16 protein-coding genes and 1 pseudogene are annotated in these 16,396 nt (G+C 28.1%); 10 read left to right on the top strand and 7 right to left on the bottom strand.

From position 1 onward, the window contains the following. Nucleotides 1–247 precede the first annotated feature (247 nt). The 3 genes and pseudogenes from CQA44_RS08450 to groES all read right to left on the bottom strand — a co-directional run. A complete protein-coding gene (locus tag CQA44_RS08450; protein WP_115546826.1) occupies nucleotides 248–520 on the bottom strand; it encodes a hypothetical protein in 273 nt (90 codons plus the stop codon). Between the two features lie 412 nt (nucleotides 521–932). Continuing rightward, a complete protein-coding gene (gene groL, locus CQA44_RS08445) occupies nucleotides 933–2,570 on the bottom strand; it encodes a chaperonin GroEL (protein WP_115546825.1) in 1,638 nt (545 codons plus the stop codon). A 26-nt stretch (nucleotides 2,571–2,596) separates the two neighbouring features. Beyond that, nucleotides 2,597–2,860 (bottom strand): annotated as a pseudogene (gene groES / locus CQA44_RS08440) (co-chaperone GroES); the annotation flags it as partial. Nucleotides 2,861–3,443: 583 nt separating this feature from the next. On the opposite strand from groES, the gene CQA44_RS08435 reads away from it, so the two are divergent. Then, complete coding sequence (locus CQA44_RS08435; RefSeq protein ID WP_115546823.1) at nucleotides 3,444–4,256, top strand: aldo/keto reductase; 813 nt, start codon at nucleotides 3,444–3,446, stop codon at nucleotides 4,254–4,256. Between the two features lie 30 nt (nucleotides 4,257–4,286). On the opposite strand, the gene CQA44_RS08430 is transcribed toward CQA44_RS08435, so the two are convergent. Further along, the gene (locus tag CQA44_RS08430) at nucleotides 4,287–4,436 is read right to left on the bottom strand and encodes a helix-turn-helix domain-containing protein (RefSeq protein WP_115546829.1); all 150 of its coding nucleotides are present in this window, start codon (nucleotides 4,434–4,436) and stop codon (nucleotides 4,287–4,289) included. Here CQA44_RS08430 and CQA44_RS08425 point away from each other — a divergent pair. From CQA44_RS08425 to CQA44_RS08380, 9 genes are all read left to right on the top strand, one after another. Further along, nucleotides 4,422–4,655, top strand: coding sequence for a hypothetical protein (locus CQA44_RS08425; RefSeq protein WP_115546822.1), 234 nt, complete (start codon nucleotides 4,422–4,424; stop codon nucleotides 4,653–4,655). The two genes, CQA44_RS08430 and CQA44_RS08425, sit on opposite strands and share 15 nt — an antisense overlap. Nucleotides 4,656–5,447: 792 nt before the next feature. Further along, a complete protein-coding gene (pyrH, locus tag CQA44_RS08420; protein WP_115546821.1) occupies nucleotides 5,448–6,182 on the top strand; it encodes a UMP kinase in 735 nt (244 codons plus the stop codon). 11 nt (nucleotides 6,183–6,193) lie between these two features. Beyond that, nucleotides 6,194–6,412: a DNA-directed RNA polymerase subunit omega gene (locus CQA44_RS08415; protein ID WP_115546820.1), complete on the top strand. Its 219-nt coding sequence runs from the start codon at nucleotides 6,194–6,196 to the stop codon at nucleotides 6,410–6,412. A 50-nt stretch (nucleotides 6,413–6,462) separates the two neighbouring features. Continuing rightward, nucleotides 6,463–8,622 carry a bifunctional (p)ppGpp synthetase/guanosine-3',5'-bis(diphosphate) 3'-pyrophosphohydrolase gene (locus tag CQA44_RS08410; protein WP_258864959.1) on the top strand — a complete coding sequence of 720 codons (2,160 nt, stop codon included), beginning with the start codon at nucleotides 6,463–6,465 and terminating at the stop codon, nucleotides 8,620–8,622. A 12-nt stretch (nucleotides 8,623–8,634) separates the two neighbouring features. Continuing rightward, nucleotides 8,635–9,840 carry a tyrosine--tRNA ligase gene (tyrS, locus tag CQA44_RS08405; protein ID WP_115546819.1) on the top strand — a complete coding sequence of 402 codons (1,206 nt, stop codon included), beginning with the start codon at nucleotides 8,635–8,637 and terminating at the stop codon, nucleotides 9,838–9,840. Continuing rightward, the gene (locus CQA44_RS08400; RefSeq protein ID WP_115546818.1) at nucleotides 9,837–10,922 is read left to right on the top strand and encodes a nitronate monooxygenase; all 1,086 of its coding nucleotides are present in this window, start codon (nucleotides 9,837–9,839) and stop codon (nucleotides 10,920–10,922) included. Before tyrS ends, CQA44_RS08400 begins: the two co-directional genes overlap by 4 nt. Nucleotide 10,923: 1 nt before the next feature. Next, nucleotides 10,924–12,090 (top strand): N-acetylmuramoyl-L-alanine amidase, encoded by a 1,167-nt coding sequence (locus CQA44_RS08395; protein WP_258864958.1) that lies wholly within the window; start codon nucleotides 10,924–10,926, stop codon nucleotides 12,088–12,090. A 9-nt stretch (nucleotides 12,091–12,099) separates the two neighbouring features. Further along, on the top strand, nucleotides 12,100–12,900 hold the full coding sequence (locus CQA44_RS08385; RefSeq protein WP_147289770.1) for a hypothetical protein: 801 nt from the start codon (nucleotides 12,100–12,102) through the stop codon (nucleotides 12,898–12,900). Continuing rightward, complete coding sequence (locus CQA44_RS08380; RefSeq protein WP_115546815.1) at nucleotides 12,901–13,386, top strand: CinA family protein; 486 nt, start codon at nucleotides 12,901–12,903, stop codon at nucleotides 13,384–13,386. On the opposite strand, the gene CQA44_RS08375 is transcribed toward CQA44_RS08380, so the two are convergent. Genes CQA44_RS08375 through CQA44_RS08365 form a run of 3 tightly spaced genes read right to left on the bottom strand, consistent with a single transcriptional unit; the run spans nucleotide 13,364 to nucleotide 16,394 of the window. Further along, nucleotides 13,364–14,308, bottom strand: a complete 945-nt coding sequence (locus CQA44_RS08375; RefSeq protein WP_115546814.1) for a hypothetical protein — start codon at nucleotides 14,306–14,308, stop codon at nucleotides 13,364–13,366. The two genes, CQA44_RS08380 and CQA44_RS08375, sit on opposite strands and share 23 nt — an antisense overlap. Before the next feature lies 1 nt (nucleotide 14,309). Then, nucleotides 14,310–16,190, bottom strand: coding sequence for a methionine--tRNA ligase (gene metG / locus CQA44_RS08370; RefSeq protein ID WP_115546813.1), 1,881 nt, complete (start codon nucleotides 16,188–16,190; stop codon nucleotides 14,310–14,312). Between the two features lie 9 nt (nucleotides 16,191–16,199). Further along, nucleotides 16,200–16,394, bottom strand: a complete 195-nt coding sequence (locus CQA44_RS08365; protein WP_115546812.1) for a hypothetical protein — start codon at nucleotides 16,392–16,394, stop codon at nucleotides 16,200–16,202. Nucleotides 16,395–16,396: the final 2 nt, after the last annotated feature.

Raw genomic sequence — 16,396 nt, 5'->3', positions numbered from 1 at the left:
AATAAAGTGATAAAAAATAAGAATTTAAATAGTTTTTAATGGTTTTATAAATAAATGTGGCAAAAGTAGTAAAAGAAATCCACCATATCATCAGCTATTATAAAAGTTTTAAAAGTAAAAAATTATGAAGGTAATAAAAATAGATTATAAAAATTAGATTTTATATTCTATTTTTAGCTAGATTTTATATTTAAGATTTAATAATCAATTGCCATTGAAAGCAACATAAATCTATTTTTAAATATTATCATTCCTTGCCTCCCTCTATTAAGATTCTATCAATTAAACTATTTATCAATTTATTAGCAGGTTTATCCCCTTTAACTTTCCTTGAGCCACGATATACCATTATGCCAAGATGTGTAAATAAACACATTACTTCTGCCATATTCCAACTACCAAGTGATTTTGTAAGCTCATCTATCTTTTGCTTATCAATCATTGTTTTTAATACATCTGTATCACTTAATCCCTCTTTCTTTAACTTATCAAAAGTTTCTTTATTATTTTTTAAAATCATTATAAACCCTCCTTGCTTAGGTTAAAATAATCAATCTCACATAAACTATAATCTGCCTTATGCCATTTAGCTATGATTGTCTCATTGCCATCATCGTCTGTGTATTTCCAACAACCATAAGGATATTCCTTAATACTATCATCATAAAGCCACTTAACTTCTTCTTTATTAATACTTATGCCTTTTGAGCCGTTTATTTGACTGATTAGTTTTATAGCTTCATCTCTGCTATACGCACCTATTGCTTTGGTAAATTTATATCATTATTATAATAAAATATCTATAAATTCTAATATGTATTGTAATATAAGGATAATGTGGTAGAAGTAAAATTTACTTCTACATTTTAAAAGGAGCGATTATTTTTAAAACTAAAATAGAGGGGGAGGATTCCTTAAAAGGAATCTTTAAATTACATCATTCCACCCATTCCACCCATTCCACCCATATCTGGCATTGCTGGGGCTGGCTTGTCTTCTTTTGCTTCATTAATTGTAGCTTCAGTTGTTAAAAGGAGACTCGATACTGAAACTGCATTTTGAAGAGCAATTCTCTCAACTTTTAGAGGATCAATAATACCTTTATCAAACATATCCACATATTCACCTTTAGCAGCGTCAAATCCATAGCTATCTTTTTTAGACTTCTCTACTTCATTTACTACCACACCAGAATCAAAACCTGCATTCTCTGCAATTTGTTTTAATGGTGAAGAAATTGCTCTTTTTATAATATCATATCCGATAGCCTCATCGCCACTTAGAGATAATTTTACATTCATTCCTGCACGAATCAATGCAACACCACCACCTACTACAATACCTTCTTCAACAGCAGCTTTAGTAGCAGAAAGGGCATCATCTACTCTATCTTTTTTCTCTTTCATTTCTACTTCACTTGCAGCACCTACTTTAATAACAGCAACACCGCCACTAAGCTTTGCAAGTCTCTCTTGTAATTTTTCTTTATCATAATCACTTGTTGTAGTTTCAATTTGAGCTTTTATTTGAGCTATTCTTGATTTTACATCATCTTTTTTGCCCTTACCATCTACTATTGTAGTATTGTCTTTGTCAATTGAGATTCTACCGCATTGTCCTAAATCAGCAATTGTTGCATTTTCTAAAGTGCTTCCTAATTCCTCGCTTATTACCTGCCCTCCTGTAAGAATTGCAATATCTTTTAGCATTTCTTTTCTTCTATCACCAAATCCCGGTGCTTTTACAGCAGCCACATTTAAAACACCTCTTAACTTATTTACAACTAAAGTAGTGAGTGCCTCTCCCTCAATATCTTCTGCAATAATTAATAGAGGTTTTCCACTTTTCATTGTAGATTCTAATAAAGGTAGAATATCTTTCATAGAAGTAATTTTTTTATCAGTTAAAAGGACATAAGGACTGTCAAGCTCAATTGTCATTTTATCACTATTAGTTACAAAATATGGGCTTAAATAACCTCTATCAAACTGCATTCCCTCAACTACATTTAACTCATCATTAATGCCTTTTGCTTCCTCAACTGTAATAACACCATCTTTTCCTACTTTTTCCATTGCTTCAGCAATAAGATTACCTATATTTTCATCAGAGTTTGCAGAGATTGTTGCAACTTGTGCTATTTCTTTTTTTCCTTTAATTGTCTTACTAATTTTTTTAAGCTCATCAATGATTGCATTTGTAGCTTTATCCATACCTCTTTTAACTTCGATTGGATTAGCTCCTGCAGTAATATTTCTTAAACCTTCTTTAAAAATGCTATATGCTAAAACTGTTGCTGTTGTAGTTCCATCTCCTGCTGCATCTGCAGTTTTACTTGCTACTTCCTTTACAAGCTGTGCTCCCATATTCTCAATAGGATCTTTTAATTCTATTTCTTTAGCAACACTCACGCCATCTTTTGTAATAGATGGAGCACCATAGCTTTTTTGAATTAAAACATTTCTGCCTCTTGGTCCCATTGTAACTTTTACTGCATTATTTAATTGTCTAATTCCGTCAAATAACTTATTTCTTGCATTATCTGAAAACATAATTTCTTTACTTGCCATAATTATTACTCCTTAAAAAATTATCCTAAGATTCCTAATAAATCTTCTGAATCAAGAACTATATATTCTTTACCATCAACTTTAATTTCTGTGCCTTTATATTTATCAAACACAACACTATCGCCAACTTTGAATTCACATTCTTTTTCTATTTTTTTACTAATTGCCTTAACTACACCAATTAATGGTTTTTCTTTAGCATTATCTGGTATAATTATGCCTGAAGTAGTTTTTGTTTCTTCTTCAACTCTTTCTAAAACAACTCTTTTTTCAAGTGGTTTAAATTTCATTATTAGCTTTCTCCTTTTGCATAATTTTCATAAATTTTTGAAAACCTAAGTATTTAGATGTATAAAAATCAAAAATTTGATTTTTAACTTAAATTTTAGCACTCTCAAAATTTAAGTGCTAGAATTATATTAACTTTTGTGTTATAAGTCAATATATTAATATATAAATTTATAAAACTTTATATTAATAGACTAAATATTATTTATACTTAAACACATAAATATAATTAGTTAGATTGATATAATTTTATATAAAACTCCCTTAAAATCGTATTTTTCTTTATCATTAATTAACAATACTTTACATATTAATTCTTAAGGTTACTGCTATCCCTTTTTTAAACTATATATTTATCCCCTATCCCAAAATTACCCTTGACAAATACCAACTATTAAGCTTTATAATTTCATAATGTAATGTTAAATCAAAAACTTAAAAATATATTGACTAAGTAACAACTTGTGTGCAATTTAGTTAGGCTTATTATAAATATAATATTTTAAAGCAAGTCCTGCAAAAATTGATATAAGTTATAAATTCTATAAACAAGTAAAAATTTATTAAGTTATAAAAGGAATAATAATGCAATTTCTCGCACTAAGCAATGGAATAAAAATGCCAATACTTGGGCTTGGCACTTATTGTCTTGTAGGCAAAAACGGACAAGAAGCAATGGATAAAGCCATACAGATAGGCTATCGGCTTTTTGATACTGCACAAATGTATAATAATGAAGACAGATTAGGCAATGCAATACAATCCGCTATCAAAGGTGGAATCCCACGCAAAGATTTTTTTATCCAAACCAAGCTTTTAGAAGCAAATAACGAAGATTCTACAAAAAAGTCGATTGAAAAGTCTCTAAAAGCTCTGAAACTAGACTATATCGACTCTCTTCTTATCCACGAGCCTTATGCAAGCTCAAAAGAAATGTATAAAGCAATGGAATCTTTCTATCAACAAGGGATTTTAAAATCAATAGGAATCTCAAATTTTGGGGCAAAGGCTTATGAAAAATTTATCCAAAATTGCAAAATAACCCCTATGATTAATCAATGCGAAACTCATTTACTCCTACAACAAAAGCCATTAAGGGAAGTAATGGCAGATAAGGGCACATTACTACAAAGCTTTAGTCCTTTTATCGCAGGAAAGGGCTTAATCCTAGAAAATCAAAGCCTTAGAAATATCGCTTTAAAATATAGCAAAACCCCTGCACAAGTAATTTTACGATTTCTCATACAGCATGGTATTTCTACCATTCCTAAAAGCTCTAAAGAACAAAGAATGAAAGAAAATCTAAATATCTTTGATTTTACTCTAAATGCACAAGATATTCAGTTTTTAAATAGCCTAGATACCAATCAAAGCTCGTTTGCTTGGACAAACTATTAAGAGAGATGAGAGAAGATGTGAGATAGATTATTAAGATAAATCTTTATAACATTCTCCCCATCTCTCAAGACTTTTAATAACACTTTTTAGACTTTGCCCTAGTGAAGTAAGGCTATATTCTACTTTAGACGGGACTGATGCATATACTTTGCGTTTGGTAAATGGGTGAGAATCTTTGATTTACATCTCAAACACATAAAACATTTAACTAAATCATTCAAGGCTAGTGCAAAACTCCTTGTTGTAGATGGAGCAGGAAGCTTATATATGGATAAATCTCATAAAATAACATTAGTGCAAACACCTAATTTCCCTGATAAATACAAGCTTTTAAAGTTTTTACGCACACAATTCTATAAATTGAGTATTTATAAGCCCTCCTATTATATTTTTACCTGATGCACCAAGAAGTGACAAATACAAAATTATTGGCGAAGAGTTTGAAGTCAATACTAAAGTAGAGAGTAAAGCAAGTTATACATATTATGCTACTGCTATGCTAGATATTGCTCTTACTAAATACAATAAACAACGCTTAGGTGTGATAGGCTTAGAATAATTGGCATTATTTGTCATTTTGACTAATAGATTAAAATTAAAGAATCTTAAAGTAAAAAAGCATAAGAGAATGAGAAAGAAAACAAAGCATTAAAAACTAAGAAATCTAAAGATTCTAAAAAACAAGTAAAAAATTATATAAAAAATGATAATTTAAAGCAAAACTTAATGAAGTTAAAATATCTTAATACAAGAAATATCATTATCTTTTTAAACAAATTTATAATTTTAATCACTATCTTTAAAAAGAGAAAAGAGAATAAACAAAATTATAATGCTTATTTTAACATCACATAAATTTCAAAATCAATATTTAGAAATAATATATTGATATTTAAATCGTAGATTTTATCTTAAAGAATATTTAACGAAGACTATAATTAAGGATAAATATAATGCTTTGATAAAAAATATTTAGATATATTAAGCAATTGACATAGTAAAATATTTTAATATCAATCTAGATTGTTAAATTATAATTACAAACCTACATTAATATCCTTAAAGTTAAAATTTTAATCTTATGAATTTGTCTTGTTTTAGCTAAATCAATTCTAAAAATAATCTTAAGAGATAAGCTTTACTTTAAGTATATTTTGATAGAATCTCTAATTTTAAATAAAGGTCAAAATTATGCAAAACTTACGACAAAATACTAGAAAGAATAGGATTCTAGTAAAATTTTCTGGTGAAGCTCTATCTGGGAAAAATATCTTTGGAATAGAAATTGATATATTGCGATATATAGCTGAAGAAATTAAACTATTAGTAGATAATGATATAGAGGTTTGTATAGTAATTGGTGGGGGCAATATTATCCGTGGTGTTAGTGCTGCTGAAGGTGGTATAATTCGCAGAACAAGTGGAGATTATATGGGAATGCTTGCAACAGTTATAAATGCTGTTGCTATGCAGGAAGCATTAGAACATTTTGGAGTAGATGTTAGAGTTCAAAGTGCAATAGAAATTCAAGAAATATGTGAAACTTATATATATCGTCGTGCTATTAGACATATACAAAAAGGTAGAGTTGTAATATTTGCAGCGGGAACTGGAAACCCATTCTTTACTACTGATACTGCTGCTACACTTAGGGCTATTGAAATAAATGCTGATGTTATACTAAAAGCTACAAAAGTAGATGGAGTATATAATAAAGACCCAAATAAATTTGATGATGCAATTAGATTAGATAAACTATCTTACGACCAAGCTTTAAAAGATAATATTAAAGTAATGGATGATACCGCTATTGCTTTAGCAAAAGATAATAATCTTCCTATTATTGTTTGTAATATGTTTAAACCCAGAAATTTATTAGATATTATTAAATACCAAAAAGGTGTTTATTCTATAGTAAAAAATTAAAGGAGAAATTTATGGAAAGAATAGAAGATATTTTAGAAAAAGCTTTAGAAAAAGTAGATAATGATAGATACAAACTATCTTGTTTTATTTTTAGTAGAGTTAAAGAATTAAGCGAGGGTGCCACACCTCTAGTAAAATTAGATATGGCTAAATATAAATTTGCAGATATAGCTATGTATGAGATAGCTGAAGGCAAAATATCTATTGATAGAATTGAAAATATAGATTAATAGATATTTATAAAATTCATCTTAAAGATTAATGGCTATGAGGAAATTATGTGAAATTATTTGATTCATTCAATGATATTGACACCATAGACAAAGCAACTGAAAGATTAGAAAATATTTTATTTTATTCTATGACACCAAAGGTACGTAATGCTCTTAACTCTTGTATAGCAGCACACGAAGGGCAGGTTAGAAAAAGTGGGATACCATATGCCGTGCATCCTATACTTGTCTCTTGCATTGTAGCATACTATGGTGGGGAAGAATCTATGATTTGTGCTGCTTTATTACACGATGTAGTAGAAGATACGGAATATGATATTGAATGGATAAGAGATGAGTTTGGTGATGATGTAACTTCATTAGTAGATTCTTTAACAAAAATTGTAGATATTAGAAAAGAGGAGTTCCCATCAAATTCAGATACTAATGAAAAGCTAGTAGCAGCGGCATTGTCTTTTAGAAAAATGCTTCTTGCTTCAATTCAAGACATTCGTGCTCTTGTTATAAAAATTAGTGATAGAATGCATAATATGCTAACTTTAGATGTCCTCCCAGAGCATAAACAAAGAAGAATTTCTGAAGAAACATTGGTGGTATATGCACCAATAGCACACAGACTTGGAATATCATCTATAAAAAATGAGCTAGAAGATAAAAGCTTTTATTATATCTTTAGAAATGATTATAATAAAATAAATAATTACCTAAATGAAAAGAAGCAGAATCTTACTTTAAAGCTTAATAATTTTATTGCAAAAGTTTCATCTTTGCTTATGCAAGGTGGAATTGTAGAATCTAATTTTAGAATTGAAAGCCGAATAAAAAGACCTTATTCTATATTTTTAAAAATGCAAAAAAAGGGTGTAAGTATAGATGAAATACTTGATTTACTTGCTATTAGAATAATTGTTAATGAGAATATTGATTGTTATAAGGTTTTAGGCATTATTCATCTAAACTTAAAACCTATAATATCTCGCTTTAAAGACTATATAGCATTACCTAAAGAAAATGGCTATCAAACTATACATACGACAGTTTTTGATGAGTCCTCAATATTTGAAATTCAAATAAGAACTGACAAAATGCATAATTCAGCAGAATTTGGTGTGGCAGCACATTGGAAATATAAAAATACAGGAATCTTACCTTCAACAGATTGGTTAAATAATCTTCAATATCAAGATAATAATATTGAAGAATTCTATGAAATGGCTAAAAATGAATTATATAGAGAAGATATTATAGTTTTTTCTCCAGCTGGAGATACTTACACGCTTCCTGCGGGAGCAGTAGCACTAGACTTTGCATACGCTGTGCATACAGAACTTGGAAGCTATGCAAAAGAAGCATATATTAATAATCAAAAATCATCACTTCTTACAACACTAAGAAGTGGTGATATCGTAAGGATTATAACAAGCTCACATTTAGAGCCAAAATGCACTTGGATTGATGCTGTTAAAACTTCTCGTGCAAAAAGTGCTTTAAAACTTCAATGCTCTTTAAAAATAAAAGAAATAGAACAAAAAAGTGCTATAAACATTCTTTCTACTATATTTTTTGACCATAACTTAAATGTAGTTGAAGCATTTGTAAAAGAGCATAATTTAACTTCACAAATTCCAAAAGCTACAAAAGACTTAGACTTTCTAATTGATATAAAAAACCGAATAAGAAATAATCTAAAAAATAATGTTAATTTTATTTCAAAAATTAGACTTGATAGGTTGAGGCTAAAAAAACAAGAATTTGATAATCTAATTATTTACTCAAATCATACTATTTCTGAAACTTTATTTGATTATTGTTGCCATCCAAAGCATAATGATGAAGTTTTAGCGATTAAAAATGGTTCAAAAGTTTTTATTCATCATAAATTATGTGAGAGAGCATTTTTAGAGGTAAATGAGGGTGCTAGAATGGTTTTTGTAAATTGGAAAGAAGATAAAAGCACTTCTTATAAAATAATAGTTGCCTTAGAGGATAAAAAAGGCACTTTGGCGATGTTTTTAAATACAATTGTAAAATATGATTGCAATGTAATTGGGATATCATATAGCGGATATAAAAACCAATTTATGACTACTTGTGAGATTATATTTGAAACACCACTAAATGATATTAAACCACTAAAAGACATGTTGCATAAAAAATATAAAGTTATTGATTTTTTTGGGCTAAAAGATGCATATACGCAAAAATAAAGGAAAAAATAAATGCAAAAAAAAATAAATGAGGCATTAAGAGAAATACAAAGAGGTGTTAGTGAAATAATTGGGATGGACTATATAAAAAGCTTAGTTGAAAGATTTTATGCCAATGGAACAAGATTTGTAGTAAAAGCTGGTTTTGACCCTACTGCACCTGATTTACATTTAGGGCATAGTGTGTTACTGCATAAAATGGCGGTTTTACAAAAATATGGTGCAAATATTAAATTCTTAATTGGTGATTTTACTGGTATGATAGGGGATCCAAGCGGTAAAAGTGAAACAAGAAAAAGCCTAAGCAAAGAAGAGGTTTTGAAAAATGCAGAAACCTATAAAACTCAAGTATTTAAGATTCTAAATCCAGCTTATACAGAAATTTGCTTTAATTCACAATGGCTTAATAAACTAGGGACAGAAGGAATGATAAAACTTAGTGCTAAATTTTCTGTTGCAAGAATGCTTGAGAGAGATGACTTTGCAAAGAGATTTAAAGAAAATTTACCAATTAGCATAGTTGAGTTTATGTACCCCTTACTTCAAGGTTATGATAGCGTGGCTTTAGAATGTGATGTTGAATGTGGTGGAAATGACCAAAAATTTAATTTACTTGTTGGGAGAAGTATGCAAAGAAGTTATGGGCTTAATAAAGAGCAATCTATACTAATGATGCCATTGCTAGAAGGGCTTGATGGTGTTAATAAAATGAGTAAAAGCCTTAAAAATTATATTGGCATTACGGATAATCCAGATGAAATGTATGGAAAAATTATGAGTATATCTGACAATTTAATGTGGCGATATTATGAGCTTATAAGCACAGTTAGCTTAAAGGATTTAGAAGCAATAAAGCAAAAAGTAGATGAAGGGTTAAATCCTAAAAATATAAAAGAAAATTTAGCATTTGAGATAGTTTCTAGATATCATGATGAAAGCAAAGCAAAAAAAGCAAAAGAAAATTTTAAACTAATATTTTCACAAAATACAATTCCTGATGATTTAAATGAAATTAATGTAGAATCTAATTCTTGGATTTGCAAAGTTTTGGTTGATAATAAAATATCACAATCAAGTTCTGAAGCAAGAAGAAGTATTAAAGCTGGAGCTTTAAAAATAAATGGTGAAAAAATGCTTAATGAAAATTTTAAGCTTAGTTCTGGTATATATGTATTACAAATTGGTAAAAGAAAATTTTTGAAAGTAAAAGTAAAATGAATTTAAAATCTCTTAAAATAGGAAAATACACTATAAAATATCCCATCATTCAAGGTGGAATGGGCGTAGGCATAAGTTGGGATAAATTAGCAGGAAATGTATCATTGCAAGGTGCTTTAGGAACAATTAGCTGTGTTGGTACAGGATATTATAAAAAAATGCAGTTTGCTGATAAGATTGTTAGGTCAAAGCCATTTGAGGCTATAAATTTTTATTCAAAATCTGCGTTAAATGAAATCTTTAGGAATGCAAGAAAAATTTGTGGAGATATGCCATTGGCTGCAAATATACTCTATGCAATTAATGAATATGGTAGAGTTGTAAAAGATGCCTGTGAAGCTGGTGCAAATATCATTATAACAGGTGCTGGTCTTCCAACAAATATGCCTGAATTTACAAAAAATTTCCCTGATGTTGCATTAATACCAATTGTATCATCTGCAAAAGCTCTAAAAATAATATGCAAAAGATGGAAAGATAGATATAACAGAATCCCAGATGCAGTAATACTTGAAGGTCCTCTTAGTGGAGGTCATCAAGGTTTTAAATATGAAGATTGCTTTAAAGAAGAATTTCAATTAGAAAATATTTTCCCAAAAGTGCTTGAAGAAGCTAATATTCAAGGAGATATACCGGTGATAGTTGCTGGTGGAATATGGGATAGAAGTGATATTGATAGATTTATAGGCTTAGGAGCTAGTGGCGTACAAATGGCTACTAGATTCTTAGGAACTTATGAATGTGATGCAGAAATATATAGAAAAATTATGCCAAATGTAAAAAAAGAAGACATCAAGCTTATTAAATCACCAGTTGGATATCCTGCAAGAGCAATCAATATGGGAATTTTAAGTGCTATAAATAATGGCACTGCACCAAAAATTGCTTGTGTTAGTAATTGTGTAAGCCCTTGCAATAGAGGAGAAGAGGCAAAAAAAGTAGGATATTGTATAGCTGATAGATTAGGCGATGCAAGCAGTGGTAATATAGAAACAGGATTATTTTTCACAGGAGCTAATGGATATAAAATAAATAAAATAATAAGTGTTAAAGAGCTTATAGATGAACTAACTAGGAGATAGATTGAGAAAAATCTTTTTTCTTTTAGTCCCGCTTTTATTATTTAGCACAAATCTAAAGATAATATCATTAAAACAAGATACCAATACAATCAGAGTTGAATTCAACAATAAAATTTCTAAAAATGACTTCTCAAAATATAATATTGCTAATGGAATCTATTATGACATAAAAGCAGAATTAACACTTCCTAAAAAATCATTTAATATAAATGAAAATGTAGTTATAGTAGCACAAAATAATAAAACAACTTCAAGAATTGTAATTCATAGCAAACATTTAAATAATTTTGACTTCAGCATAAAAAATAAAACATTAATACTAATGTTTAAAGAAAACTTAGAAATTACAAATTTATTTAAATCATTATCTTTAGATGCCAATAAAACTACTACTTCTAAAAAAGATAACACTAAAGAAAGTAAAGAAGTAAATGATAAAAAAAAGATAATGCAAGAACAAGATAGCGTAGTTGCTAAAGATAATCAAAATAAAGTAATAGTCATAGATCCTGGCCATGGAGGAAAAGATTGTGGTGCAAAAACTGGAAAGATTTGTGAAAAAATCATAACTCTAAATATAGCAAAAAAAGTAAAAGAAGTATTAAAAAATAGAGGATACAAAGTATATATAACAAGAGAAAGTGATAAATATATAAGCTTAACAAATAGAACCAAAATGGCTAATGAAAAAAATGCTAATATTTTTGTATCCATACATGCAAATTCACTAGAAAAATCATCAAAAAACTATAAAATTGCAAGTGGAATTGAAACATACTTCCTATCAACAGCAAGAAGTGAGAGAGCTAAAAAAGTAGCTGAAGCTGAAAACAAAGATGATATTGAAGTAATGAATTATTTTTCAAAACTATCATTCCTAAATTCTATTAACTCTCAAAGACTTATAGCATCAAATAAATTAGCTATTGATGTGCAATCAGGGATGCTAATAAATGCCAGGAAACTACACAAAAAAACTATTGATGGAGGTGTTAGAGAGGGACCATTTTGGGTATTAGCAGGAGCACTAATGCCCTCAATATTAATTGAGGTAGGGTATATGACAAATGAGAATGATTTAGCAAGATTGCAAAATAAAGAGTATCAATACTTACTAGCAATTGGCATTGCTGATGGAATAGATGGATATTTCTTAAAAAACTTCTAAGAGTTGGTTATGACGAGACAAAAAATTGAAATGACTTTTTCTTTGATGTTCTTCTTTTTTGCAATATTTTTATTTATTACCATAATGACATCAAGCTTTATTTCAAACTTTGATAATCTTCTTTTAATTATGCTAAAGCCCGGAGGATTCTTCATAACATTAAGTAGAATATTAATATTTAGTGGAATTTGCTTATCAATATACATGTATTTAAAAAATAAAACTAATAAAAAATTCTCGTTATTTGGTTTTGCAATATTTAGCACTATATTTACCTTTAGTATGTTATCAAATATAAATGATAATGAGCTAGATAGAATGATAAATATCTATAATTATAAAGATACAAATATCATTATAGAAAGTATTAAAAATATTATTGTTGATAGTCTTGTTTTTGTATATTTTATTTTAATTCCAGTGATTAGCTTTTTTTATAAAAAAAGGGTATATGATAGCTATTTTTATCAAACATATCTAAGAGAGATTGCTCCCTCACTTAATACTAGTATTATGTTTTTATTTGGATATAGTATAGAATCATATTCTTTTTCTAGCTTATATTCAGTCATTGATTTTATTTTAAATATATCTTTTATTGCTTTATTTTTGCGTATAGCATTTAATCTAAAGGATACTATAAGCTTTTATACAATTATGAATATATTACTTTTAATCATTGGCTTTATTATATTCTTACTATCAAGTGAAGTATTGTCTCGTGGAAATTTATATTATATTGGAATATTTTTTTATAGCATTGGTTTATTACATTGGTATTTAAATATATCATTAAAAATGAAAATATAAATGCAAATTATTGACTTTCTAAAAACTAATAATAAAACGATAGCAATAGTAGAATCTTGCACAGGAGGATTATTAAACTATCAGTTTAGCAAAGTTATTGGAGCATCTAGTGTATATCTTGGTGGTATAATTAGCTACCAAGATATAATTAAAAATAAGGTTCTTGGCATTGATGAAAATATTATTAAAAAATACACACCATATAGCTTTGTTGTGTTAGACTTAATGCTTGAGGGAATAATTAACTTGATGGATTGTGATTTTAGCATTGCTACAAGTGGTATTGCAGGTCCTAGCGGTTATAGTGATGAAAATCCTATTGGAAGCGTATATATCGGTATAAAACAAAAAAACCACCCAAGCATAAAAATAAAGAAAATATTTAATGGAAATAGAGAGGATATCCAACTTCAAGCATCTTTATTTGCAATAGATTTTTTTACTAATAATTTTATAAATAAAACTAAAACAAACTCTGCTCTATAAAATCATCTTTAAGCATATTAGATAATGTATCTTGTTCTACTCCATAAACGATAAAAAAGTGAAATTTATCAAGTAAAAAATAGTCTGTTAATTCTCTATTATTATTATATTTTTTAGTTGTTATATTTTTATCTATATCTTTATTTGTTAGCAAAAGTGCTCTTCCCCAAGACGCCCCTAAAACAAAATCAATATATTTATTAAGCAAAGCTTTGTCTTTGGTTGCATAAACAAATCTCATAGACTGCCCATACCTTACTCTTTTACCAAATGAGTTAATAAAAATTGGTAAAAACATAGCCTCACTAAAGCTAAAATCAAGGTGTTTTATCTTACAAAAATAAACTATTTTATTTATATGTTTAGTAAAAATTAATGGTATGATAATATCATAAATTTGATTTTCATATTCTATTTTACTCTCAAATAATGTTTGTCTTAAGATTTTAAAATATATTTTTTTTGTATTTTTTATAGTCTCTACTTCAAAAAATAAAACTTCAAAATTAATAATTATTATTTTGTAATACATAGATTCTAAAAGTTCATCTACATTACTAGCAAATTTAACTTGCTTATTTTTAATAATATGTGATGATAATTTAAAGGTGATATTATCACAAGAATAAATCTCTAAATTATTAACGACTTTAATATATTTGAAAAATTTAAAAATTGCATTATCAATATTTTCAACTAGAATCCAACCTACTTCATTGTCATCAATTTCTACAAAAGTATCACTAATTATTGCATATGCACCATTTTGTAAAGCTTTTTTTATATCATTTTTATCTCTAGCTACAAAAATATCACCATTTTTTAAGTTAGAAATTTTAGTAGTAATATCACCTAAAAATGAAATTGATGGTTTATTTAAAAGTTTGCCAGATATTATTTCTACAAAATTTTCTAAATGCAATTTAGCAAACCTTACTTCCGTGCTTAATATTTAATCTTAAAAGCTCAAGATTTCCATCGCTATCCTCTGCTGTTAGAAGCATACCTTCACTTATTATACCTCTAATTTTACTTGGCTTTAAGTTGATAATAGCACAAACATTTATACCAACCAAATCAGATTCTTTATAGAAATTAGCAATCCCAGATACAATCTGCCTTACTCCAAACTCACCAAAATCTATACTAAATACTAAGAGTTTTGTAGAATCTTTTACTTTTTTTGCACTTAAGATTTTACCAATACGAATATCTAACTTATCAAATTGCCTTAAATTAACCTCTTCTTTAACTTGTTTGTCTTTAATTTCTTTAGTTTTATTTAATTGCTCCTCTTTTACCTCAAGCTTTGGGAAAAGTGGTGGAATCTTTGTTAAAGTAAATTTTTTAATCATTTTAGATTCCTTTATTATATCTTTATAAAAACTCTCATTAATACCCAAGGATTCCATAATCTTAATAGAGCTTTGCGGTAAGATAGGATAAACCATTAAAGCCCCTTTTGCTAAAATATTTGCAATAAATACAAGTAAAGAGGATACATCTTTCTTGTTATTCTTAATCATCTCCCAAGGAGAATGTTTTGTGATGGTTATATTTGCTATATCAAATATACTCCAAAGTTCTTCTAAATATTTATTTGGCATCATATTTTCCATATAAGAATCTAAAGAATTGATAATATTATTAACATTATCAATCTCATTTTCAAACAAACTAAAATCACTAGATTCTATATTAAAATTAAAATATTTCTCACTCATTCCAAGCAATCTATTTAACAAATTTCCTAATTTATCACTTAACTCAGAATTAGCCCTTTTAGTCAATGCCTTAATGCTAAAATCCCCATCTTGTCCAAAAGAAACCTCACTAATTAAAAAATATCGCATAGTTTCTAATCCATAAGTATCTGCTATTTCTTTAGGATTTACCACATTACCAACGCTCTTGCTCATCTTTGCTCCATCTATAAGCCACCATCCGTGTGCATAAATTTTCTTTGGTAATGGAAGGTTTAAGCTAAATAAAAATGCAGGCCAATAAACTGCGTGAAATCGCAAAATATCCTTTCCAACAAAATGTGTAGCATCATCAAAAAGCTTCATTTTATTTTCTTTATTATTACCAAAACCTAATGGTGTAATATAGCTAAGCAAGGCATCTAGCCAAACATAAATAATATGTTTATTATCATTTATAGATTTTGGTAACTCAATACCCCACTTAAATGTGCTACGAGTAATTGATAAATCACTCAATCCACTCTCAACAAATCTAATAACCTCATTTTTCTTATGTAATGGGAAAATAACATCTTGTTTATACCACTCAAGTAATTTATCTTGATACTTACTTAATCTAAAAAAGTAACTCTCTTCTCTTAAAGCAGTAGTCTCTTTGCCACAATCAGGACATAATAAATTATCTAATAATTGCCTTTTGGTAAAAAATGTCTCACAACTAACACAATAATTCCCTTCATAATAATCTTTATAAATATCACCATTACTAAACATTACCTCAAAAGCTTTTTTAACCCCAATATTATGATAACTATCTGTTGTACGAATAAAATAATCATAAGAGATATTAAAGCTATCCCAAAGGGAACGAAATTTAAAACTTATACTATCTGCATATTCTTGTGGAGATTTATTTTTCATTTTTGCAGAATTCTCAATTTTTTGCCCATGCTCATCTGTCCCTGTTAAAAGAATACAAGAATTACCCTTTAACTCTTGATACTTTTTAAACATATCTACCAATATTGTAGTATAGGCATGTCCGATATGTGGAATATCATTCACATAATAAATAGGTGTTGTAATATATTTTGTCATTATTATCCTTTATTCTGTCTCAAAGTTAAAAAATCCACTATTCCCGCCATTCATACTATTATAAACACTTTCTACATAAGAATTTCTAATCTCACAACCAATAACCTTAGAGCATTTCAAACAAGAATCTACATTATTATTAGTTTGACAGGATTTTAATTCATCTATTTTAATATCAAGCTCTTCTTTAAAATTACTTTGCATAA

The sequence above is a fragment of the Helicobacter sp. MIT 14-3879 genome (genome assembly GCF_003364125.1).
Note: the sequence above shows the minus strand (reverse complement) of the source record. Positions and strands in the feature narration are given on the sequence as shown.

What these genes read in the sequence shown, in the direction of transcription:
- CQA44_RS08450 (WP_115546826.1), bottom strand. Translation starts at nt 520, where the DNA reads ATGATTTTAAAAAATAATAAAGAAACTTTTGATAAGTTAAAGAAAGAG.
- groL (WP_115546825.1), bottom strand. Translation starts at nt 2,570, where the DNA reads ATGGCAAGTAAAGAAATTATGTTTTCAGATAATGCAAGAAATAAGTTA.
- CQA44_RS08435 (WP_115546823.1), top strand. Translation starts at nt 3,444, where the DNA reads ATGCAATTTCTCGCACTAAGCAATGGAATAAAAATGCCAATACTTGGG.
- pyrH (WP_115546821.1), top strand. Translation starts at nt 5,448, where the DNA reads ATGCAAAACTTACGACAAAATACTAGAAAGAATAGGATTCTAGTAAAA.
- CQA44_RS08415 (WP_115546820.1), top strand. Translation starts at nt 6,194, where the DNA reads ATGGAAAGAATAGAAGATATTTTAGAAAAAGCTTTAGAAAAAGTAGAT.
- tyrS (WP_115546819.1), top strand. Translation starts at nt 8,635, where the DNA reads ATGCAAAAAAAAATAAATGAGGCATTAAGAGAAATACAAAGAGGTGTT.
- CQA44_RS08400 (WP_115546818.1), top strand. Translation starts at nt 9,837, where the DNA reads ATGAATTTAAAATCTCTTAAAATAGGAAAATACACTATAAAATATCCC.
- CQA44_RS08385 (WP_147289770.1), top strand. Translation starts at nt 12,100, where the DNA reads ATGACGAGACAAAAAATTGAAATGACTTTTTCTTTGATGTTCTTCTTT.
- CQA44_RS08380 (WP_115546815.1), top strand. Translation starts at nt 12,901, where the DNA reads ATGCAAATTATTGACTTTCTAAAAACTAATAATAAAACGATAGCAATA.
- metG (WP_115546813.1), bottom strand. Translation starts at nt 16,190, where the DNA reads ATGACAAAATATATTACAACACCTATTTATTATGTGAATGATATTCCA.
- CQA44_RS08365 (WP_115546812.1), bottom strand. Translation starts at nt 16,394, where the DNA reads ATGCAAAGTAATTTTAAAGAAGAGCTTGATATTAAAATAGATGAATTA.